This is a genomic window from Terriglobus aquaticus, assembly GCF_025685415.1.
Classification (GTDB): Bacteria; Acidobacteriota; Terriglobia; order Terriglobales; family Acidobacteriaceae; genus Terriglobus; species Terriglobus aquaticus.
In genome coordinates, this window is sequence record NZ_JAGSYB010000001.1 from 3228858 (window position 1) to 3250725 (window position 21868).

Annotated in this window: 19 protein-coding genes; 12 read left to right on the forward strand and 7 right to left on the reverse strand. The window is 63.3% G+C overall.

Annotated features, from left to right (window positions below):
• Positions 1-107 precede the first annotated feature (107 nt).
• The 9 genes from OHL12_RS13410 (at position 108) to OHL12_RS13450 (ending at position 9094) form a co-directional block, all read left to right on the forward strand.
• Positions 108-1679 (forward strand): DUF853 domain-containing protein, encoded by a 1572-nt coding sequence (locus OHL12_RS13410; protein WP_263414321.1) that lies wholly within the window; start codon positions 108-110, stop codon positions 1677-1679.
• A gap of 242 nt (positions 1680-1921) precedes the next feature.
• A complete protein-coding gene (locus OHL12_RS13415; protein WP_263414322.1) occupies positions 1922-2662 on the forward strand; it encodes an energy transducer TonB in 741 nt (246 codons plus the stop codon).
• A 187-nt stretch (positions 2663-2849) separates the two neighbouring features.
• Complete coding sequence (locus OHL12_RS13420) at positions 2850-3614, forward strand: MotA/TolQ/ExbB proton channel family protein (RefSeq protein ID WP_263414323.1); 765 nt, start codon at positions 2850-2852, stop codon at positions 3612-3614.
• A 131-nt stretch (positions 3615-3745) separates the two neighbouring features.
• A complete protein-coding gene (locus OHL12_RS13425; protein ID WP_263414324.1) occupies positions 3746-4168 on the forward strand; it encodes an ExbD/TolR family protein in 423 nt (140 codons plus the stop codon).
• Between the two features lie 153 nt (positions 4169-4321).
• Complete coding sequence (locus OHL12_RS13430; RefSeq protein ID WP_263414325.1) at positions 4322-4756, forward strand: biopolymer transporter ExbD; 435 nt, start codon at positions 4322-4324, stop codon at positions 4754-4756.
• Between the two features lie 456 nt (positions 4757-5212).
• Entirely contained in the window at positions 5213-5641 is a 429-nt protein-coding gene (locus OHL12_RS13435; protein ID WP_263414326.1) for an ExbD/TolR family protein, read from the forward strand.
• Between the two features lie 366 nt (positions 5642-6007).
• Entirely contained in the window at positions 6008-6829 is an 822-nt protein-coding gene (locus OHL12_RS13440) for a tetratricopeptide repeat protein (protein WP_263414327.1), read from the forward strand.
• Positions 6830-6912: 83 nt separating this feature from the next.
• Entirely contained in the window at positions 6913-7761 is an 849-nt protein-coding gene (locus OHL12_RS13445) for a hypothetical protein (RefSeq protein ID WP_263414328.1), read from the forward strand.
• 37 nt (positions 7762-7798) lie between these two features.
• The gene (locus OHL12_RS13450; RefSeq protein WP_263414329.1) at positions 7799-9094 is read left to right on the forward strand and encodes an MFS transporter; all 1296 of its coding nucleotides are present in this window, start codon (positions 7799-7801) and stop codon (positions 9092-9094) included.
• Positions 9095-9127: 33 nt separating this feature from the next.
• Here the strand turns inward: OHL12_RS13450 and OHL12_RS13455 are convergent, their stop codons facing one another.
• Genes OHL12_RS13455 through OHL12_RS13465 form a run of 3 tightly spaced genes read right to left on the reverse strand, consistent with a single transcriptional unit; the run spans position 9128 to position 11293 of the window.
• Positions 9128-10171, reverse strand: coding sequence for a TIGR01777 family oxidoreductase (locus OHL12_RS13455; protein ID WP_263414330.1), 1044 nt, complete (start codon positions 10169-10171; stop codon positions 9128-9130).
• Positions 10161-10871 (reverse strand): TetR/AcrR family transcriptional regulator, encoded by a 711-nt coding sequence (locus tag OHL12_RS13460; RefSeq protein WP_263414331.1) that lies wholly within the window; start codon positions 10869-10871, stop codon positions 10161-10163. Before OHL12_RS13460 ends, OHL12_RS13455 begins: the two co-directional genes overlap by 11 nt.
• Positions 10868-11293: a hypothetical protein gene (locus OHL12_RS13465; protein ID WP_263414332.1), complete on the reverse strand. Its 426-nt coding sequence runs from the start codon at positions 11291-11293 to the stop codon at positions 10868-10870. The genes OHL12_RS13460 and OHL12_RS13465 overlap by 4 nt, the downstream gene beginning before the upstream one ends.
• Positions 11294-11507: 214 nt before the next feature.
• Here OHL12_RS13465 and alr point away from each other — a divergent pair, with 214 nt between their 5' ends.
• A complete protein-coding gene (alr, locus tag OHL12_RS13470) occupies positions 11508-12758 on the forward strand; it encodes an alanine racemase (protein WP_263414333.1) in 1251 nt (416 codons plus the stop codon).
• Positions 12759-12776: 18 nt separating this feature from the next.
• Here alr and OHL12_RS13475 read toward each other — a convergent pair whose 3' ends face one another.
• The 3 genes from OHL12_RS13475 to OHL12_RS13485 are packed head-to-tail and all read right to left on the reverse strand — an operon-like array spanning position 12777 to position 14878.
• On the reverse strand, positions 12777-13817 hold the full coding sequence (locus OHL12_RS13475; protein ID WP_263414334.1) for a M28 family peptidase: 1041 nt from the start codon (positions 13815-13817) through the stop codon (positions 12777-12779).
• Positions 13818-13846: 29 nt separating this feature from the next.
• A complete protein-coding gene (cobO, locus tag OHL12_RS13480; RefSeq protein ID WP_263414335.1) occupies positions 13847-14392 on the reverse strand; it encodes a cob(I)yrinic acid a,c-diamide adenosyltransferase in 546 nt (181 codons plus the stop codon).
• Positions 14393-14419: 27 nt separating this feature from the next.
• The gene (locus OHL12_RS13485; protein ID WP_263414336.1) at positions 14420-14878 is read right to left on the reverse strand and encodes a 23S rRNA (pseudouridine(1915)-N(3))-methyltransferase RlmH; all 459 of its coding nucleotides are present in this window, start codon (positions 14876-14878) and stop codon (positions 14420-14422) included.
• 271 nt (positions 14879-15149) lie between these two features.
• On the opposite strand from OHL12_RS13485, the gene OHL12_RS13490 reads away from it, so the two are divergent.
• Together OHL12_RS13490 and OHL12_RS13495 are read left to right on the forward strand one after the other, a co-directional pair.
• On the forward strand, positions 15150-18803 hold the full coding sequence (locus tag OHL12_RS13490; protein ID WP_263414337.1) for a TonB-dependent receptor: 3654 nt from the start codon (positions 15150-15152) through the stop codon (positions 18801-18803).
• A gap of 255 nt (positions 18804-19058) precedes the next feature.
• Positions 19059-20060, forward strand: coding sequence for an SDR family oxidoreductase (locus OHL12_RS13495; protein ID WP_263414338.1), 1002 nt, complete (start codon positions 19059-19061; stop codon positions 20058-20060).
• A 227-nt stretch (positions 20061-20287) separates the two neighbouring features.
• On the opposite strand, the gene OHL12_RS13500 is transcribed toward OHL12_RS13495, so the two are convergent.
• The gene (locus OHL12_RS13500) at positions 20288-21850 is read right to left on the reverse strand and encodes a hypothetical protein (RefSeq protein ID WP_263414339.1); all 1563 of its coding nucleotides are present in this window, start codon (positions 21848-21850) and stop codon (positions 20288-20290) included.
• Between the last annotated feature and the right edge of the window lie 18 nt (positions 21851-21868).

Here is a 21868-nt window from a genome sequence, read left to right on the forward strand (position 1 = left end):
ATTGCGGGCTGCGCAGGCTGCAAGTGACACGGCAGCCTGTCGTCGTCAGAATGGTGTTTGCGCCCTTTCCGAAGAGAGGGACCGCCTCCGAAAGAGGGCCAAGCCGAATGCCTGAACCACTGCTGATTGCAAAGAGCGGAACGCTGGATCTTCACCTGCTGCCCAACATGGCCAATCGTCACGGCCTTGTCGCCGGAGCCACCGGCACCGGCAAGACGGTCACGCTACAGGTCATGGCCGAGGCCTTCAGCAGCATCGGCGTGCCCGTCTTCGCGGCCGACGTCAAAGGCGACCTCAGTGGCATCAGCATGCCCGGTGCCGCGAGCGACAAGTTCGATGCGCGCCTCACGAAGCTCGGTCTGCCGCCGTACCAATTCAGCGGATCGCCGGTCACCTTCTGGGACGTCTTCGGGGAAGAGGGTCACCCGCTGCGCACCACGGTCAGCGAGATCGGCCCGCTGCTGTTTGCGCGCATCCTGAACCTGAACGAGACGCAAACCGCCGTGCTTACGCTGGTGTTCAAGATCGCCGACGACCAGGGCCTCCTCTTGCTCGACATGAAAGATCTGAAGGCCGTGCTGAACGCCGTCGGCGACAACGCAAAGAGCTATCAGACCGAGTACGGCAACATCTCCGCCGCCAGCATCGGGGCCATTCAGCGTGGCCTGGTCACGCTGGAGCAGCAGGGCGGGGCGAAGTTCCTGGGCGAGCCCGCGCTCAACATCGACGATCTGCTGCAAACCGTGGATGGCCGCGGCGTGGTCAACCTGCTGGCAGCGGACAAGCTGATGCAGTCGCCGCAGCTCTACGCCACGTTCCTCTTATGGCTGCTGAGCGAACTGTACGAGCACCTGCCCGAGGCCGGCGACCTGCCCAAACCGAAGCTGGTCTTCTTCTTCGACGAGGCACACCTGCTCTTCAACGATCTGCCGCAGCAGCTCTCGCAGAAGATTGAGCAGGTGGTGCGGCTGATCCGGTCCAAGGGCGTCGGCATCTACTTCGTCACGCAGAACCCGGCAGACATTCCGCCCGTGGTGCTCAGCCAGCTCGGCAATCGCGTGCAGCATGCCTTGCGCGCCTTCACCCCTCAGGAGCAGAAGGCGGTGAAGGTGGCGGCGCAAACCTTCCGCGCCAATCCTCAACTGAACACGGAAGAGGCGATTTCGCAGCTTGGCGTGGGCGAGGCTCTCGTTTCGTTCCTGGATGAGAACGGCACGCCGCAGATGGTCGAGCGCGCCTGGGTGGTGCCGCCCCACGGGCGCATCGGCCCGGTCACGCCCGACGAGCGCAAATCGCTCATGCAGGCTTCCTGCGTTGCGGGCGTATACGAGCAGACCGTCGACCGTGAAAGCGCCTATGAACGCCTGCAGGGCAAGGCCGCGGCGGGCGCAACCGCGCCGGTGAACGCGCCCGTTCCCACCGTTTCGCCCAACGCTCCCGCTCCCGCCGGTGCGCCGCAAGCAGCCAGCGGCGGCGGCTGGTTTCACGAGATCACGCAGGTGCTCACACAGCGCGGCCCAACTGGCCCGCGTGGAGGCCGAGGCAGCGACTCCATCCTGGAGACGGTGACCAAGAGTGCTGCGCGCGCTGCTGCCTCCACCGCCGGCCGGCAGATCATGCGCGGCGTTCTTGGCTCCCTGCTTGGCGGCGCTCTGGGCGGTTCGTCTGGCCGTCGATAGCGGGCTATTGCTCGCGTGTTGAACTGCTGCAGCGCGCATCGCGGCAGCAGTTCCACGCTCGCATTTGCCAGCCGTTAGCGCTAACGGTTAGTATCGCCTTCTCGTTGGGTCGGCTCGTCATCGCGGAGCTGCCGGATGCACAGCGGGGCCTCTGAAAATTTCTCGTCTTTGCCGGGAACAATCGGCACAAACGCGGTGTCTACCGTCCCAAGCTTTACCTCTCGCAGACTCGAGGTTGCAACATGTTTGAAGATTCCATGGTCGAATCGGCGGGCAAGCTGAAGTCCAAGTCCAAGTACTGGATGATTGTGACGGCTGCCTTCAACTTCCTGATTCTGGCGGTGCTCATCCTGATCCCCTTGCTGTATCCGGAAGCTCTTCCGAAGACGGCAATGACCGCGATGCTGACCGCTCCGCCGCCACCGCCGCCGCCGCCACCCCCGCCGCCACCGGCGCAGGTGGTCAAGGTCACCAAAGTCGTTGCCGCGCTCGATCCAATGACCGCGCCGACCAAGGTGCCTAAGAAGATTGACATGACCAAGGAACCGCCTCCGCCGCCGCCGGTCTCCACCGGTGTTGCCGGCGCGGGCATGGGTACCGGCACGGGCGCTCCTGGCGGCGTGATGGGTTCGCTCGGCCTGAACACCGCTCCGGTGGTCGTGGCCAAGCCGGCCGCACCGCCCAAGCCGACCGGTCCGGTCAAGATCTCCAGCGGTGTTGCCGCCGGTCAGATCATCACCAAGACCACGCCGACCTACCCGGCCATCGCCAAGGCGGCGCACGTTTCGGGTTCCGTGGTTCTGCACGCCATCATCTCCAAGACCGGCACCATCGAGCAGCTCTCGGTAGTCTCCGGGCCTGAGATGCTGCGCTCCGCGGCGCTCGATGCGGTTCGTCAGTGGCGCTACAAGCCATATCTTCTGAACGGCGATCCCACGGAAGTCGACACCACCGTGACGGTCAACTTCACCTTCGGCGGCTAAGCCGAGCTTCTCTGGCCGCGGCTCGACACCGCGGCCAGGTTTGCCCGTCTAACACCTGTGTCGCATGTGCGGCAGGGCGGGCAAATGATACCTTTGCTCTCAAAATTGGGCCGGCCGTTCTGAGGCTTGTGCCTCTGCCCAACGCAGTTCCAACCCCACCGCAGTCGATCTTGGAGGACTGAATCTCGTGATTCTCGCTCACGCCACCACACTCGTTGCACACGTTCCCGCTACGCTTGGCATGCTCTTCCAGGATGCCGCAGCCCCTGCCAGCTCCGGCGGCGGCGGCTTCTCCATCCTCGACATGTTGAAGCACATGGGTTGGGTCGACGACGTGATCGTCGGCATCCTGTTCATCATGTCCATCTGGTCGCTGGCCGTTATGATCGACCGCGCCCTGTACTTCTCGGCAGCCCGCTCGCAGTCGCGCGAGTTCGCTCCCAAGGTTGCCGGCGCTCTGAAGGACGGCCGTCTGGACGAGGGCATCAAGATCGCCGATCGTTCCAAGAAGTCGCACCTCGCCGAGGTCGTCACCGCTGGCCTGCAGGAGTTCCGCTCCTACGGTTCGGGCGGCACCATTACCGAAGAGCAGATTGAGTCGTCCAAGCGCGCCCTGGAGCGTTCGGAAGCCATCGTTCACGCCAAGCTGAAGCGCGGCCTGGGCTCGCTGGCCACCATCGGTTCCACCGCACCGTTCATCGGCCTGCTCGGCACCGTCATCGGCATTCTGCACGCCTTCCAGGAAATCGCCACCCAGAAGACGGCCGGTATCGGCGCAGTCGCCGGCGGTATCTCGGAAGCCCTGGTTACGACCGCTCTTGGCCTGCTCGTCGCCATCCCGGCCGTTATGACGTTCAACTACTTCACCAACAAGGTGGAAGCGTTCGACGTCGAGATGGACAACAGCTCGTCGGAGCTCGTCGACTACTTCATCAAGCAGTCGCAGCGCTAAGGTAGCGGCCCGCTTCGGCGGGCCTCATCCAAGGGGCGGGTTCAGGGTATCGAACCCGCAACGGTCTTCGGCCACAGCGTGGCTCGAGCCCCCGCCCCGCATCGCAGCCTTACAAGGATGGAGCCAATCTCATGGCAATCTCAACTCGTGATGAGGGCAAAAAGGTAAACTCCGACATCAACGTCACACCCATGGTGGACGTGATGCTGGTGCTCCTCATCATCTTCATGGTCGTCACGCCCATGCTGAATAACAAGGTCAACGTGGAACTGCCGCAGGCTACAGCCGCGGTTGTCATGGAAGACGCCAACAAGGAAGACTCGGTCGTCGTCGCAGTGACCCGCGACGGCAAGACCTACCTTGGTGGTGACCAGGTGGTTCCCGACTCACTGGGTGAGAAGATTTCCGCTCGCCTGGAGAACAAGACCGACAAGCGGGTGTATTTCCGCGGCGATCAGCGTGCCAACTACGGTACGGTGATGACCGCCATCGACGGCATCCGTGCAGCCGGCGTGAGCCAGCTCGGCATGCTCACGGATAAGCCGCTGATGTAACAGGCTCTCGGAGGACCGCAGCCCGGCAAACGGCCGGCCGGTCCCGGGAGGACGTTTTCCCACTGCCCCAGCGGTAAGACCGCTCACGGCAGTGAGCCAACCACCGCTCCGGCGGGCAAGACAGGCCGCCTCGGCGGTAAAGGAGTTACGACCATGGGCATGGGAGGAGGCGGCGGCAAAGGAGCACGCTCCGACATCAACGTCACGCCGCTGATCGACGTTCTGCTGGTGCTGTTGATCATCTTCATGGTCATTCAGCCCAACGTGGTGCGCGGACTGGATACGCTGGTCCCGCAGCCGCCGAAAGACAAGACTGCCGACGTGGACAACCGCACCATCGTGGTGCAGGTGAAGGCCAACGGCAAGGGCACACCGACGTACCAGATCAACGAAGATCCACCGCTGAACCTGACCGACCTAACCGAGAAGCTGCGGACCATCTTTGAGGCCCGTAACGACAAGGTGATGTTCGTCAAGGGCGATCCATCGCTCGACTTCGCCGCGGTCACCCCCGTCATCGACGACGGCCACGCAGCCGGCGTCGACAACATCGGCATCATCACGCCGCGGGTTGAGTCGGGCCAGTAGCGTTCGCAACAAGTAGGACAGAAGGGGACGGCTAATGCCGTCCCCTTCGTCTTGTCCTAACGTCGCCTGACTTGCGCGCGGCCTCCCGCGAGATCGGAACGCCGCGCTCCCCGGGGCCGCGAGCCTCCGGCCTGCCTCGCGCTAGCAATACGCCTTAGCGCAAGATCTCTGCGTCTCTGCCTGCGCGCTCCTGGGGCGAGGGTAGCCGTACCTGAGCGTCAGCGCCACGCGTTCAGGCGCTCAGGCACGTTCGGGCCCTTCAACTCCAACTCAGCATAGGGGCGGCACAAAGCGTCAGGCATCGGTGTCTTCGCTACACGGTCCTCGTCGCCGCGTGCGCTTGCTCTCTCGCTTCCTGCAGGCCAGGCGCTGGTGTGGGCTACACCACCGCTCCTTCCCGCTCTCGCGCTCACCGCCTCTGCCCAGCCCGCGCCCTGCGCGCACAAGGAGAGCTCCATGGCAATGACCACCGCGACCACTCGTTCGGCGCACGCCGCCATCAACGTGACTCCACTCATCGACGTTCTGCTGGTGCTCCTCATCATCTTCATGGTGATCGAGCCAAGCGCCGTCCATGGACTTTCTGCGATGGCCCCGCAGCCGTCACCGAGGCATCGAGAGGCGCCCTATCCGCAGTCCATCGTTGTCACTATCGAGGGGAACGCTTCGGCTCCAGCCTACGCACTTGACGGCGTCCCGCTTCAGCAATCGGACCTGCCGGAGCATCTGCGGCAACTCGTCCAGCAGCAAGGCCGGACCACCTTGCTGGTCCACGCCTCGCCCGGTCTCGACTATGCCGACGTCACCACCGTTCTGAACGCTGGACGCGCGGCTGGCGCGGACAATATGGCATTGCTGACCGGCGCAGACACAGCCAGGAATTGATCTGCTTCGACGGATTGCAGGCGTCAGCGTGGCGCCTGCCATTCACGGCTTGGTCCGTTCTCAACCTTGATTGCTCCGACGAAGGCGAGACTCGGCACGAAGGTGATGCGTCCATCCGTTTAGGCGACAGCCACTGCTTCGTGCTATACCGGAGTGGTCAAGCCTACATCGGGGCAGCTCACTTGCTTGCGAGTGTCTGCCGTTTTGGTGGTCTTCTCCTCAGTGCCTTGCACCGGCTGGTCACAAGTGCAAATCTGCGGATACAATCACTCCACAACAGCGCGCCACTACCTTGCGCGCAAAGAACTTATTTTGCCCAGGACGAACGGACTCTGCATGCCGCAACTGAAGGAGACATTTGGCTCAATGAAACTGAACGGACGTGTTCCAGCCGCGGCTGCACTCGCGCTCGCCATGACTCTGCTTTCTGGTTGCAACCAGCTCAAAGCGCGCGACGACATCAACAAAGGCGTGCAGTCGTTCAAGAACGCGCAGTATGAGCAGGCCATCGGGTACTTCCAGGAAGCCAAGCGCCTGGACCCCAAGCTGCCCATGGCTGACCTGTATCTGGGCACCGCCTACTCCTATCTGGTCATCCCGAACTCGACCGACGACGCGAACATGAAGACGGCCAACAACGCCATCGCGATCTTCAAGCAGTACCTGGCCGACCACCCGGGCGATAAGACCTCGCTGCAGCAGCTTGCGTCGATCTACCGCAACATCAAGCAGCCTGCGGAAGCCAAGCAGTACGAGATGCAGGTCATCCAGGTGGATCCGAAGGATGCCGAGGCGCACTACACCATCGGCGCCGTCAACTTTGTTGAGACCTACAACAATGCAGTCAAGATCCTGGGTGAGAGTGGTCTGAAGGACGACGGTCAGGGCAACGTCAAGATGTCCAAGGACACCTGTACGAAGCTGAAGGCGGCAAACACGGCCCTGGTTGCCGAAGGTATCGACCACCTGAACCAGGCGGTACAGTTGCGTACCGATTACGACGACGCGCTGCAGTACCTGAACCTGATGTACCGTCGCAAGGCCGATGTGGATTGTGGCAATGCGGCCGCGGTGAAGGACGACCTGGCCAAGGCCGATGACTACGTGAAGCAGTCTATGGGTGCCCGCGCCAACAACGAGAAGAAGAAGGAAGAGAAGGCCTCGCACGGTGTGGTAACCGGCGAGTAAGCTGACCGAAAGTCGCACAGGAGCCCGCCAGAAATGGCGGGCTTTTGCTTTCCAGGCTCGCAGTTTCCCGTCTACCTCGAAAGATGATGTTTGAACGTGCGATCTGCTGGGCGTCCGCTGCCGCAGCAAGCCTCCTGCTTATGCCTTGTACCGCGGACGCACAGAGCGACTGGATCAAGGACTTTCAGGCGCGCAGCACGCGCTATACCGCGCAGCAGCCACGCTGGCCGGGGCCCGTCTTCGCCAGCACACCGCAGCTCGTGCAAGTGCTCCGCGAAGACTTTGCGCACCAGGAAAGCGGCGGCACGCACCTGTGGAACATTGGCGTTGGCAAAGGCCTGCAGTTCGTTCCCCTGCCACGCACAGAGTTCACCTTCGCCATCCCGTCACACCTGCGACGCGTCGACGAGGAGCCCGACGGCTTCGGCGACTTCAACTGCGCCGTGAAGTACCGTCTGCTGGGCGCACCAGAGAAGCGGGGCAACTACATCCTCAGCGCGCAGCTTGGCGCGGCGGTTCCCACGGGCAACGACGCGAACAACTCGGCTGACGCGGCGGTGATCCCGCAACTGATGGGTGGCAAGGGCTGGGGCCGCTTCGACCAGAGCGCCGCTGTGCTCGCCACGGTACCGGTGCACCACGCCGGCCGCAACGGTCACGTGTTCACGGCGCATACCGCATCCCAGTTTCACGCGAGCAAGTACGTCTGGCCCGCGATTGAGACGACGGCCACCCACTGGATTGGCGGCCGCCGCGATGGGCAGACGCAGTTCCTCATGGGCCCCACGCTGATCGTCGGCCGGCTGCCGTACACGCGGCACGAGAAGGACCGCCGCCGCGGTATCTCGCTCGGCTTCGGCTACCAGGTGGCCGTCACGCACACGCACGCGGTGAACCACATTGCGCAAACCAGTCTTCGCATCCACTTCTAGCGGCCGGCCTGCCCGGCAGCGTTTACGATAAGCCGCAGTGTCCACCCATCCCACGCTCCCGGCGCAGCCCCGCCGCTTTCCCACATGGCTGGTCGGCGTCCTCTACTCGGCCTCGGGTTCTATGAATGGCTTTGTTGCGGTGGCGTTGGCGACGCTGCTGACCGGGCACGGCGTGAGTAACGCGCGCGAAGCCACCATCACGGCCATCATCCTGACTCCTAGCTACCTCAGCTTCCTGCTCACGCCTCTGGTGGACTGCGGCATGAGCCGCCGCACGTGGGCCATGCTGCTGGCGTTGGCGGGCGCCATATGCCTGGGCAGCGGCGTTCTGCTTACGCCCGCAGCCAGCGCCAACGGAGGCCATGGTCCCGGAGCAAACCTGCTCATCGTCCTTCTCCTGCTCGGCTACCTCTGTACGCAGATGTACTCCAGCACCATCGGCGGCATGGTTCCCAACCTGGTGGAGCGCTCCCGCCAAAGCGCCGCCAGCGCGTGGCTCAACGTCGCCTACCTTGGCCTGACCGGGGCCTGCGGATACCTCTCCGTGCTGGAGATCCGCCACCTGCCACTGCGGCTGGCGGCGTGCGTCATTCCTCTGCCGATCCTGCTGTCCGCGTCACCTCTGCTGTTCACCGCAAAGGAAGATCGCATCCCGAAGCGCGTCGGCACCGCCATGCGCGAACTCGGCCGCAACCTGCTGCTGTCCGCAAAGCAGCGCAGCTACTGGTTCGCGCTGCTGGTCTTTATCGTTCCGTCAGCCACGTTTGCCATGCAGAACCTGTTCGGCGGCATCGGCCGTGACTTCGGAGTCAGCGACGATCGCACCGCCTTCATCAGCGGCGTGGTACTTGCCGTGGCGTGCATTGCCGGTGCCGCGCTCGGCGGCCCGCTCAGCAACCGCTACGACCGCCGCCTCCTGTTCATTGCGCCTGCCATGGTCGCCGGGCTCGGCTCGCTTGCGATGATCGGCCTATTGAATCGCGGCATTGCTCCCGCGACTGTGTTTCTGGCCGGAGTGATTTTCTACAACGTGATGGCCGGCATCAACTACACCGCGACCAGCGCGCTGGTGTTCCAGATTGTCGGCCGCGACAACCCGCTCTCGGCCACGCAGTACGCCATCTGCATCGCGGCATGCAACGCTGCGATTGCGGGCGCGGTCGCTCTCGACGGCAGCGGCTCAACCCTGCACGGCCACTGGTCCGGCGCCCGCGGCGAACTGCTGGTCGATGCCCTGCTCAGCCTCGTTCTCGGCTCCATCGTGCTGGCCTTGGTGTACCGCTTCGGCGGCGGCTTTCCACGCCCGCCGGTTAGCGATGAGCAAGAGGCATAGGCATTCGCTGCTCGCCCGAAATGCAGCGAAGTTCTACCCCTGGCGTTTCTCCGTGGTCGCCCGCATTTGACGGACCAGATCCGTGGCAGTGCTTTGCCAGTCGGCATATCGGAACGGGAAGCCTTCGCGTTCCAAACGCCCCGGATACACCCAGCGACTCTTCAGCACCAGCTCCGGCTCGGTGCGCAGCAGGAACGTGCCAATCTGAATCGCCCACTCCGGCGCGGGTGGGCCGAAGCGCACACCCCAGGCTTTGCGAAGTGTGCGCATGAAGTCGCGGTTCGTGGGCGCCTCCGGTGCCGACAGGTTCACAACACCGTCCCAGCGTTCGTCCTCCAGGAGCATCTCCACCGCGCGAACATAATCCTCGGCGTGCATCCAGCTCACGCGTTGGGTGCCTTTGCCGTTGGTGCCGCCCAGGCCGAACCGTACCAGCCGAGATAGCACGGCAAAGATGCTGCCCGGCTGCGGGCTCATCACCAGCGACGTACGCAGCGCAACGCGGCGCGTCCTCGGCATGGCATGCTCAAACAGCGCCGCCTCCCAGTCGAGGCCGACTTTCACGCTGAAAGCCCACGACTTCGGAACGCCCGCCTCGTGACCACCCTCTTCACCACTGAACTCGTCCTGCGCGCGGTCCAGGGAGTGGCGGTAGATCGTCGCCGTGCTCGCGTTCAACCACACCGGCGGCGCGTGCCGCAGACGTCGCATTACCGCCCCCAGCCGCGACGTCGTGTCGATTCGCGAGTGGTAGATCTCGTCGCGTTGCTTTGCGGTGGCGCGTGTGTTCACGCTGCGCCCGCTCAGGTGAATGCACGCATCCGCACCGTCGAGGGCGTCGATCCAGTCGCCGTCTTTCGCGGGATCCCACGGCAGCACCGTCCATGGCCGTTTTGGCTGCTGGTGCGGGTTTCGGCTCAGCACAGTTACTTTGTCGCCGCGAGCATGGAAGTGCTCCGCAAGCAGTTCGCCCACATGCCCGCTACCGCCCGGTATTACAATGCGGCGAGACGTTCGCTCGGCCATGGTTGTCTGCGCGGTTTGCTCCTGCGTGGCCTGCTTCGTGTCACTTGCCATACACCACCTCCAGCAGGTCTCCGGCAATACGGTGCAGCGGCCGCAGCAGCGGCAGCGCGGCCAGCCGTAGTGTGATGGTCAGCATTTTCAGCGTGCCGTCCAGCAGCGCGGTGGTGCGGTGCTGCTCGGGCGATTCGTCGAATACCCAGAACAGTAGAATGCCCATCTGGTACAGCCACAAGAGCCGCGGCAGGTACGGCGCGATGTTCTTCGGCAGCTTGACCTTTGCCTGCGCGACCGCCTGCTCGAAGAAGGCCTGGTCGCGTTCGCGGATCGCCGCGGTGTCCGGGCTGAACGGCGACACAGGCGCCCGCGGATTCACATGCGATGCCAGAGCGCTCATCAACTGCCGGTTCTCGGCAAAGGTTTGGAGTTTTACCCGGATGATCCCGCGCAGCGTCTCTTCCAACGGAGCCTTCCTCGCCAGCACCTCTTCCAGCGCGGGCTGCATCGTGTGCTGCGCTTCCTCATAAAACGCCAGCACGATCGCGTCTTTTGCGGGGAAGTAGTAGTACGCCGCTCCTACCGCCATGCCGGCGGCGGCGGCCACCTCCCGCATGGTGGCCGCCTCAAAGCCGCGCTCGCGAAAGACACCGAGCGCGGCCTGGAGGATGCGTGCCCGCGTCTCCTTAGACTTGCGAGAGGCCGCGGGCGCCGCAGTCCGAGTCTCCGGTTCACCGTCCCGAGCGTTGCGGCTCACGCACGCACCTGGTCCGCAGCGGCGAATGCAGTTGCCGGTCCCGCAGCGATCGAAGGAACCACACTGCCCGCGTAGGCAGTCATCCCTTGCCGGTTCCGCATGCGCGTCAGTACCAGGATGTTCAGGAAGTGCACGATGCCCAGCACCAGCATGACCGCGCCAAGCTTGGCGCTCTCCAGTTCAATCACCGCGCGCAGGTTCTGCAGGGGATCGCCGGTCTTCAGGTACAGCGCCACATACCCAAGATTCATCATGTAGAAGCCGACCACCAGCAGGCTGTTCACGCTGTCGGCCAGCGCCTCGTTGCCGTGAAAAGCGTCCACCAGGAACACGCGGCCGCTGCTATGCAGGGTGCGTGCCACCCACACGGTCAGCGCAATGCTGATGAGGAGATAGCTGAAGTAGCAAATCGGGACGTACATACTTGGCTCCTTTCGGCTGGTGCTTCCTGCTCGTTTTCGTGCGGCGCTTTCGCCCGCCTGCTCATGCTGCCATTCTGAACGCGTTCAAAAACTAGGATGGAGCAGGGCTGCACCGGGTTGCAAGATATTTGAACGCGTTCAGAAAAGGAGCATCGATTCTTGGCAAGCTGCCTTTCGAAAGAGCGCCCGCGGAGGACTCGGTAGCATAGAACCGATGCGTCCTGTTGCGGTTCAGCACACGCGCCCGGTGTGGGCTGAAGTTTCCTCCGGTGCCCTCTGCGCCAACTACCGGCGGCTCTGCGCGGCGGCGGGACCGGGCATAAAGGTGCTGGCCGTGGTGAAGGCCAACGCGTATGGTCACGGCGCCACCGAGTGCGCGCCCGTGCTCTTTGGCGCCGGCGCCCGCTGGTTCGGCGTGACCGCGGTGGAGGAGGGCGTGACCGTGCGCAACGCCCTGCGGGCCGCCGGCATTGCCGACGCCGAAGCGCGCATCCTGATCATGTGCGGCGTGTGGCAGCACGAGGCCGCTGCCTGCTTCGATCACGCGCTCACGCCAGTGGTGTGGGAGCCATACCAGCTTGCCCTGCTGGAAGAGGAAGCGGCCCGGCGGGGTGTGCCGCCCCGCAGCTTCGCCGTTCACGTCGAAGTCGATACCGGCATGGCGCGCCAAGGCGTCGCACCGGGCCCGGCACTGGCTGTCCTGCTGGCCGCGCTGCAGGCTTCGCACCATCTTCAGCTCGAAGCCTTGATGACACATTTTGCCTCGGCCGAGGTGGTCGACGATCCGCAGAACCGCGAACAGCAGCGGCGCTTCGAAGCCGCGCTGCACCAGGCACACGAAGCCGACCTCACCCCAGCGCTGCTGCACGCCGGCAACACCTCCGGCGTAGACAGCGCCGAGACGGCGGCGTGGCTGCCCACGCTGCCATCCACGCTGGCCGCCTTGGGCCGCACCGCGCCGCAGCTCATGACGCGCGCCGGCCTGGCTCTCTACGGCTACGCGTTGCCGCTGCACCAGGGCGCGGCGGAACCGGTCTCGCACCTCGCCGCCATCGAACCCGCACTGGTCTGGAAGACGCGCATCGTCAGCCTGCGCGATCTGGGACGCGGCGAGACCGTGGGCTACAACGCAACCTACGTGACTGCCCGGCCCATGCGCGTGGCGTTGCTGCCTGTCGGTTACGCCGACGGCTTCCGTCGTGCGCTCTCCTCTACCAACGCGGTCGAGGGCTCTGCCGTGCTGCTGCACGGCCGTCGCGCCCCCATCGTCGGCCGCGTGTCGATGGACCTGTCCGTTGTCGACGTGAGCGCGATTCCTGAGGCCGCGGTCGGCGACGCCGTAACGCTGCTGGGCCGCGACGGCGCCCTGGCGATTTCCGCGGCGGAACACGCTCGTCTCGCGGGCACCAACGTGTACGAAGTGCTTTGCGGCATCAGCGACCGCGTTCCGCGACTGATCGTCTAGCGCGAGCGGCCGCGCCTTCTACTGCCGCGGCGCGGTCGGCTCCGGCTTGCCGCCGGGCTTCCACTCGGGCTTCCACTTGGTGTCCGCCAGCCAGCGCACCGGACCTTCCATGCTCTGAATCGCGGCAACCATGTGCGTGAAGTCAATAGTCCCGATCTCGTCGCTCACCTGGTGGTAATCCTTGTGCAGGCCAAAGCTGCTGACCGTCTGAGCGATGGTTCCCTGCCGCGCCAACTGAATGTTGTCGCTGCGTTCGAAGAAGTGCTGATCCGGGTGTGGATCGGCGACCAGGTGCGCACCGTGCGCGGCGAGCGTCGGTCCCAGGTTGCTGCGCTCGTATCCGGTGAGCCACAGCGTGCCCTCTGGCACTGCCGGGTCGGGCCGTCCGATCATCTCGAACTCCAGGTTCGCCACGATGCTCGTCAGCGGCACCGGCGGGTGATCCAGGAAACCGCGAGCACCGTAGCCGCCCAGCTCCTCTGACCCGAACAGCGCAAAGATGACCGTGCGCTTGGGCGCCGGTCCGTGCGCCAGCACGCGCGCCAGGTTCAGCACCGCGGTGGTGCCGCTGGCGTCATCGTCCGCGCCGTTGTAGATGCTGTCTCCATTCACCGGCTGTGCCGCAACGCCCAGGTGATCCAAATGCGCCGTCAGCAGCACCACCTCGCTCTTCAGCGTGGGATCGCTACCGGGCAGCGTAGCGATCGCGTTCCATGTGCTGGCGCGCGGCACGTCTTCATAGCGGGCAATCCGCTTCTGCGCGCGTTCGCTCAGCGTGACCGGAATCTTCTGCAGAAAGCTGCCGTTGTCTCCCGCACCTTTCAAGCCAAGGGACTCGAAGACGCTGGCGCAATACTGTGCTGCCAGGTGCTCGTCGCGCGTAAGCGATCCGCGGCCATGCATCTCGTCCGCCGCCAGGAAGTCCATGTCCGCATGCACGGTCCGGCTCAGTTCCGCGGTCGGAGCGGGCTTCTTCGCCGCGAACGCAGCGGGCAACCCAGCAGCACAGAACAGCAGCAACGAAGCGACAGGCGAGAGCACACGGGTAGACAAACGCATACCCACAGCCTAAAGGGTCACGGTTCGCGTCAGAACTCGATTCCGCGCTGCGCCAGAATGCCGCGCGTGTAGGCATGCTTCACCTCGCGCATCTCGGTCACCGTGTCGGCCAGTTCCACCAGCGCCGGGTGCGCGTTGCGCCCGGTCAGCATCACGTGCAGCAGCGGCGGCCGGTCGCGCAGCGCTGCGGCCACGGCCTCGGCTTCCAGCATCCCGTAGCTGATGGCGTACAGGATTTCGTCCAGCACCACCACGTCCCACGTGCCAGAGTCGATCTCTCGCACGGCTTCGGCCCAGCCCTCGGCCACCAGCCGCAGGTCCTCCGGATCCGTCTCCGCTCCGCCCACTTTCACAAAACCGCGGCCAAGCTGCCGGATCTGAAATCGCCCGCCAAAGCCCTCACTCACATGCAGCTCGCCGTAATCCCACGAGCCTTTCAGAAACTGCAGCACCAGCACGCGCATGCCACAGCCCAGCGCCCGCATGGCCACGCCCAGCGCAGCCGTCGTCTTGCCCTTGCCCGGACCGGTGTGTATCAGCACCAGCCCCTGTCTCCTGCTCTCCACCGCTTCCATTGCGCTCCTGTTCCCGCCGGTTCCCGGCTATTCGTGGCCCAGGTGGTAAGGATGCCCCGCCAGGATCGTCGTCGCCCGATACACCTGTTCCGCCAGTACCAACCGCGCCAACTCGTGTGGCAGGGTCAGCGGACCCAGCGACAGCAGCATGTCGTTGCCCTGCAATCCGCCCAGCGCCTCCGCGGACCATCCGTCCGCCGGGCCCACCGCAGCAACCAGGCGGCGCACCCCGTTGTTCCGCAGGCGGTCCAGCGCCTGCGCCAAACCCTCTGAGCTGAGCGCCTTGCCCCTGCTATCCAGCATCCATCGCGTGGCACCGTCCCGGCGATCGGCGGCGACCTCCTCCAGCAGCGCCACCTCCGTCCGGAACACGCGGCTGTCCGCCTTCCACGATCCGCCCAGGCGCCGCAGGTACGCCGTGACCATGCCGTCCAGTTCGGCCGAGTGGCTCCGCCCTGGCCGCACCGAATACAGCGACACATTCATCCGGCCAGCATAGATCGCCTTTTCGTCACTTGGAAAAGCAAACCGCCCGTGAAAGCGCTATGACTTTTTGAAGAATCTATGAAAATCGGGATTCTCCCCCAGCGAGTCATCCCGACGAGCCAAATAGGTTGTTGAAAACAGGCGTTCTCCGGCTCCTCGGCTTTGGCAACCTACGTGCAACCTTCTCAGCAAAATCAATTTCAGCGCGGTCTGGCTCTCACATGGCCGCGCAGTGTTGTCATCGCTCATCGCTACCTCGAGGACATCCATCTTGAAGAAGAATCTCCTAGGACTTGCACTTGCGGCGGTATCACTCACCGGCGCTGTTGCTATCCCTGCTCCGTCTCTGTTCGCACAGGCAATCTCGATTAATGGCGGTTCCATCCAGGGAACAGTGACCGATCCGAGCGGCGCTCGGGTCCCGAATGCGGAAGTCACCATCACCGGAACAGATACAGGTGTATCCGCGAAGACGCACACCGATGCAAGTGGTTTCTATGCCGCTGGTCCGCTGAATCCGGGTCGCTACAGCATCCAGATTGTGGCTCCCGGGTTTCAGCAGTTGACCGTGAACACGACCGTTTCAACGGGTACCGCGACGAGCGGCAACGCCAAGTTGACGCTCGGTGATTCGGGAACCACGGTGGAAGTGACGACTGGCGATGTCCGGATCAACACGGATCAGGCGACGGTGTCCGGTGTCTTGAACTCAAAGGATTTCGATCAGCTGCCGGTAAACGGCCGCAATTTCCTTGATTACGCCCAGTTGCAGCCCGGCGTTCAGCTGCAGAATGCTGACTACTCCGCAGGCGGCTTCGATCCGACTAAGGCCGGTTACTCTGCCCTGAGCTTCAGCGGCGTCTCCGGACGTACTACCCGTATCCTCCTCGACGGTCAGGACATTACCGACGAAAACGTAGGTTCTACGATCATTAATGTGCCTTCTGGTGCGGTTGGGGAAATGCAGGTGAACCGCTCCACCGCCGATCCGTCTGTGCCGCTCACCTCCTCAGGGTCTGTTGTCGCTTCGACCCGCTCCGGAACGAACAGTTTCCACGGTAATGCCTTCTACAACTTCCAGGACCACAGGGCTCTTTTTGCACGGGTTAAAGGGCAAGATGCTCCGTTCCAGCGCAACCAGTTCGGTGGATACTTCGGCGGGCCGCTGATCAAGGACAAGCTATTCTTCTACGGCGGTGGCGAGCGCATCAAGCAGGATCTGGCTTCCCCTTCTGCGGTTCTCTCCACTGGCCTGTTCGCGTCGTTGCTCACGACCTATCCTCAGGTTTCTACACCGGCGCGTGACACCTTCTCGCAACTTCGTTTGGACTATAACGGGCCGCATGCCATTCACATGTTCGCTCGCGCCGCATATGAGGTGAACTCCTTTACTGCCGGCATCGGGCCAGGGTACTACCAGCCGTACGCAAACCGGGATAACGTGCCTTCGCTGGCCGGCGGTGCCGACTTCGTTACCGGTCGCTTTACCCACAGCCTTCGTGCTTCCTACGAAAAGTTCCACAACCTCCTGGTGGATGCGACCCTAGGTAACAATGGCATCTACAACCCGTTTCCCGGCGTAGGCGTCAGCCTTACCTCCCAAGGCCTACGTACTGGCGGCAATCCAAACGCGCCACAGCAGACCTTCCAGTCCGACAAGCAGGTACGCTACGACGGTTCGTTTACCCGGGGTGCGCATAATATCCGCTTCGGCGGCGAGATGAACCGGATTTTGGCTGGCGGTTTCGCCAGTTTCTACAGTCAGCCCTACATCGTTCTCAGCACGTCCTCGGTTTCGCAATTCAAGGGCGGCACGGGTAAGGGCTGCAATGGTGTTGTCGGCGCCGCGCCTTGTGCAAGTGACCTGGTGAACGGGTATCACCCTTACTACGCTCTGCTCGGCAATGGTCAGGGACTCTCGACGGAAATCCCACAGTTCGGCTTCCCCGGTGGTGGTCAGGGTGACTGGCGCATCGGTATCTACATCAACGACACCTGGAAGATGACGCCGAACTTCACGCTCACCTTTGGTGCCCGCTACAACCGTGATACGGGTCGTACGGACTCTGATCTGCAGCCTTTGCTCTGCTCGACCATCGATCCCGGCACATTCCCGAACGCTCCCTGCACTGGCAGCGCGCACCTCCTTGACCTGTTTGGTCCCGGTCTGGGCGACCGCATCAACCAGCCGAACAAGAACGTTGGCCCGCAGATCGGCTTCAACTATGCACCGCCCGCAGCCAATGGCAAGACAAGCCTTCGGGGTGGTTTCGGAGTGTTCTTCGAGAACTCCGTCTTCAACAACATCCTGTTTGATCGGCCGTACAAACTGCAGACCGGGCGATTCTTTGCGGATCAGCCCGTTTGCGGTCCTTACGGTAACTCCGTCACAATCCCTGGCCGTGGTCAGGTAACGACGACGCCCGATGGTACCTCCATCGCAACGGTTTGCGGCGCCCCGATGCGACAGGCAGCACCGGAAATCCTTGCTCTCTCGAATCAGCTGAAGTCTGCCTCGGCGTCCAGCGTGGGAGCCAACCCTAACTACATTGGTAACTTCCTCGAGACCACAGACGTAGGAGCGACTCTATTTGCTCCGAATCAGAAAACTCCGTACTCCCTCAACATGAACTTCGGCATTCAGCAGCAGATTGCCAAGGGTGTGGTTGTCACCGCTGACTATGTCCACATTGGCACTCTGCGGATTGCCCAGTCCATCGACGCCAACCATGTTGGTGACGCTTCTACGCTGAACGCGACAGCAGCGCGCAATGCTGTGCTTCGCACGGCCGCCGGCTTCGGTTGCACAGCCACAGGCGTTACCGCTGCTGCGGATTGCGCCATCGCGAACGGCGCAACCATCAGCGACTTCGCTTCCAACGGTCTAGGCACCACAACCGATCCGTATCTACAGAACTACCCGTACGAGGCATACCCGGGTCTCACGGCGAACACTGGTGCCGCTTTCGCTGGTAACAATCCTGCTGTTGGCGTGGGCAACTTCTCGTTCCCGAATGGCAAGTCCGGCTATGACGGTCTGCAACTTAACCTGCGTCAGCAGGCCACTCATCCGTTGCCGGGCATTCTGGCCAGCACGGTCGAGGTCTCCTACGCTTACTCCCGGTTTATCAGCACCTCTGGCGCCGGTTCGTCAGATCAGTTCTTCCTCGCCGGGACTTTCGATCAGCGCAACCCGACCCGTTACATCGGTTACGGCGGGCTTGATCGGACCCACATCCTTTCCTTCGGCCTGACCTCGACGATCAAGTACGGGCCGCGCCTGTCCTTCATCGGTCACTTCGAATCCCCGACGGCGACCAACCTGACACTCGACACGCAGGACGGCGGCGGTGTCGGTCAGATCTTCCAGACCGACTTCACCGGTGACGGCACGACGGGAGACCTTCTGCCGGGCACCAACCCTGGCTCCTACATGCGCAAGGTGCATCCTGGCGATGTAGGCAACCAGATCACCCAGTACAACGCTAAGTACGCAAATCAGCTGACGCCCGCCGGTCAGGCGCTTGTCAATGCTGGCGTGTTGAATCTGGGTCAGATGCGGTCCATCGGAGCTGTTATGCCCACGTTGCGTCAGCCGGGAGGCGCTGTATTCCAGAACAGCCCCTACCGTCAGCTGGATGCGTCGTTGGCCTACCCAATCAATCACTCGGTTCTGCGCTTCCTGCCTGAGTCGGTAAGCCTGGAACCTCAGGTGAACTTCTACAACGCTCTCAACCTCGCAAACTACGGTGGGCCTTCGGGCGTCCTCACCTCGGTGAACACCGGCTCGGTCACGGGTGACGTGAATGCTGACGTCACGAACGCCTTCCTCAATAAGAACAACTACCGAACTGTCCGCGGTATCGGCACCTTCTCGCAGGGCGCACCGCGTACAACCGAATTCCAGCTGCGGCTCAACTTCTAAGCTGGATCAAACTAGGCGACGCCCCGGAGTAATCCGGGGCTTTCGTCGTTTGCACAAGCTTCAACTCACGCCCTCGATCAGAGTTGTTCGGTTCAGGACAGGCCAACATTCTTATGAGGTCGTGCGAGTCGCGCCTTGGCTCTGGTTTGGCACGCAACCCGGAACTCTCGCCTGAGCAACCAACGGAAGGCAATCCGTGCGCGCCGCTATCCTGCCGCGCTCCTTCTTTCATTGTGTTCGGACCAGGAGTTTCTCATGAGTGACAACATTCTTTCGCGTCGGCGGTTGGTAGGTGGCCTTGGTGCTGGTATTGCTGCGGCCACGCTGCCCGGTGCGGCGGCTGCTGCGCAGACTTCCGCAGCCGACGCTACGGCGCAGCCTGTGGCTGATCCCACGTCCAAGTACCCGAAGCCGCCGTACACGAGCCCGTTTCAGCCGTGGCCGGGGTTGGCGAGCAAGATGACGCCTCCGCCGGACCACGGCGAGACCAGCTACAAGGGCTCGGGCCGGCTGCTGGACCGCAAGGCGCTCATCACGGGAGGCGACTCGGGCATGGGGCGCGCGGCTGCGATCGCGTACGCGCGCGAGGGTGCGGATGTGGCCATCAACTATCTGCCTGCGGAAGAGCCGGATGCGCAGCAGGTGGCGCAGTTGATTCGTCAGGCCGGACGCAAGGCGGCGCTCATCCCGGGCGACCTGCGGGATGAGAACTTTTGCAAGCGATTGGTGGAGCAGACGGTGCAGCAGCTTGGCGGGCTCGACATCGTCGTGTCGAACGCCGGCCGTCAGCACCAGGTAGAGTCGATCGCGGACATGACCACGGAGCTGTTCGACTGGACGATGAAGACGAATATTTACGCTCCGTTCTGGATCATCAAGGCCGCGCTGCCGCACCTGAAGCCGGGGTCGGCGATCATCGCGACCACCAGCGAACAGGCGTACGATCCGGCCGCAAATCTGTACGACTACGCGCAGACCAAGGCGGCGACGATGAACTTCGTGAAGTCGCTGGCCAAGCAGTTCGGGCCGAAGGGCATTCGCGTGAACGGCGTGGCGCCCGGGCCGATCTACACGCCGCTGCAGATTTCCGGCGGAGCGACGGAAGAGCACTGGCGCAATTTCGGCGGCAATTACCCGCTGAAGCGCGCAGGCCAGCCCGCGGAACTGGCGAGCATCTACGTGCAGTTGGCGTCGCAGGACGCGTCGTACACGACCGGCAACATCTATGGCGCCGGCGGCGGCATGGGCCAGCCGTAGGCTGACCCCTCCCCCTCCGTCGTTTTTGCAAGTTCTTCTTGTGGCGGCGCTTAGGAGCGTCGACGTCTGCAAGTTCTTCTTGGAAAGGTACTTACCCGCAAATCATTTTAAAATCAGGACTTAGCGCTGATTGCACGAAAGCAGAGGCAGCGATACTCGGGCAGCACCTCGAGCTCTCGCTGATGTGGGCGGTCCGGTCAGGACCCTGCGGGCCCAGACTATTTGCGCTACCTGGTGCGGGTGAAGTCGAGTCGGATGTGGTTCGTGTTGCGGAAGTGGACGGCGACGCCGGGTTCGCCGGCCTCGGTCTGTTTCGGTTCTGAGGTCACGGCGCCGTCGGTCGAGACGGCGACGCGCAAGCCGGGCAATGTCCAGGTGTTGGCCTGGACGGCAGCGGCATCGGCGCCCTGCGCGTCGAGCATGAAGTCGACGTTGCCGTGCGTGGTGATGGTGATGCCTTTGCTGTCCGCCACGGCATCGATGTTGGGCGACTGCGTCAGACGGATCCAGCCAATGCTGCGTGCCGGGGTGCGCCACTGCGCGGTAACGGGGTGGAACTGGGTGGCGTGGCCGGCGTCTTTGGTCAGGCTGGTGGCTTCAGCACCGTAGATCAGGTCGCGGCCCACGGACGCCGTCGCGGTGCGCTGGGCGTCGATGGTGCGCGTGATGAAGTGCGGACCGGCAAAGGTGCGGAACTTCGCCATGGCGTCGGCGGGGATCTCCGTGCCAAGGATTGAGAGAAACGGCGCGAACCACAGGTCGGCGACGTGATCGGTGGCGAGCGTGGGAGCTTCGGGCAGCGGCGCCTGTTTCGCTGGCAGCACCGTACGCAGCCACACACCGGTCACGGAGACGTATTTCTCCATGTCCATGCCGTAGCTGCGGTCGTACGGCCCGCACAGGTTGCGCAGCAACGGGTTGTAGAAGTCGGCGATGTCGCGCCACAGTGTGGCCTGCATGGTGCTGCCCATCTGTCGCGTGGCGGGCGCGATGCCGTAGCGATTCCAAAGCTGCAGACCGTACAGGTCCACGCCGTAGTAGGTGGGCGCGTTGTACTCGTAGAAGGTGTTGTGCTCGCGGAAGAGGCGAAACACCTCGGCGTTCCACGCGGCTGCCTTCTGCTTCCATTCGGCGTTGTTGGAGCGCTGTGCGGCAAACTCCCACTCCACGCCGTACATGAGCGCGATATTGCTATAGCTTTCCTTCAGGCGACCGTCCTGGATTTCGCCGGTCACCGCGGTCTCGATAGACTGCTCCAGCGCCTTTGCCAGGTCGGCGGGGATGCGGTCGGGGTACTCAATCAGGATCATCTGGAAAGTGGTGCCGATGAAGTGGCGCCAGTTGGGGTCGTAGCCGCGGAATTGCACTTCGCCGACGAGTGGTTCCGGCTCCTCGGGCGTGCGCTTGAAGGTGCCGTACCACTTCTTACCGGGGGTCGTGTACTGGTTGGCCAGCACCGTGCGCAAGATGGTCGCGGCAAGTTCGCGGTCGCCGGGCTGATCGCGCATCAACAGGCCAAGCGCGTACCAACTGGACTCGCGAACCATGTAGCCGCCGCGCGAATTCGAGTGGCTCTGCGTGGGCCGGCGGATGAGATGTGCCGTTGAATCGAAAGCCTGCGCGGAGAGATCCATCGAGCGCGTGTAGAGGTCAAGCTGGTAGGGCGTGAGACTCTTTACCGTGACGTGGCGCGGAGTTTGCGCGTGCAGCGAGGTCTGCAGAAGCGCGGGCGATCCGGCAACGAGGAGTGCAGCACCCAGCGTGGCGCAGTTTCTTACGAGCGTGTTCATGTGGTGCCTTTCGCGTTT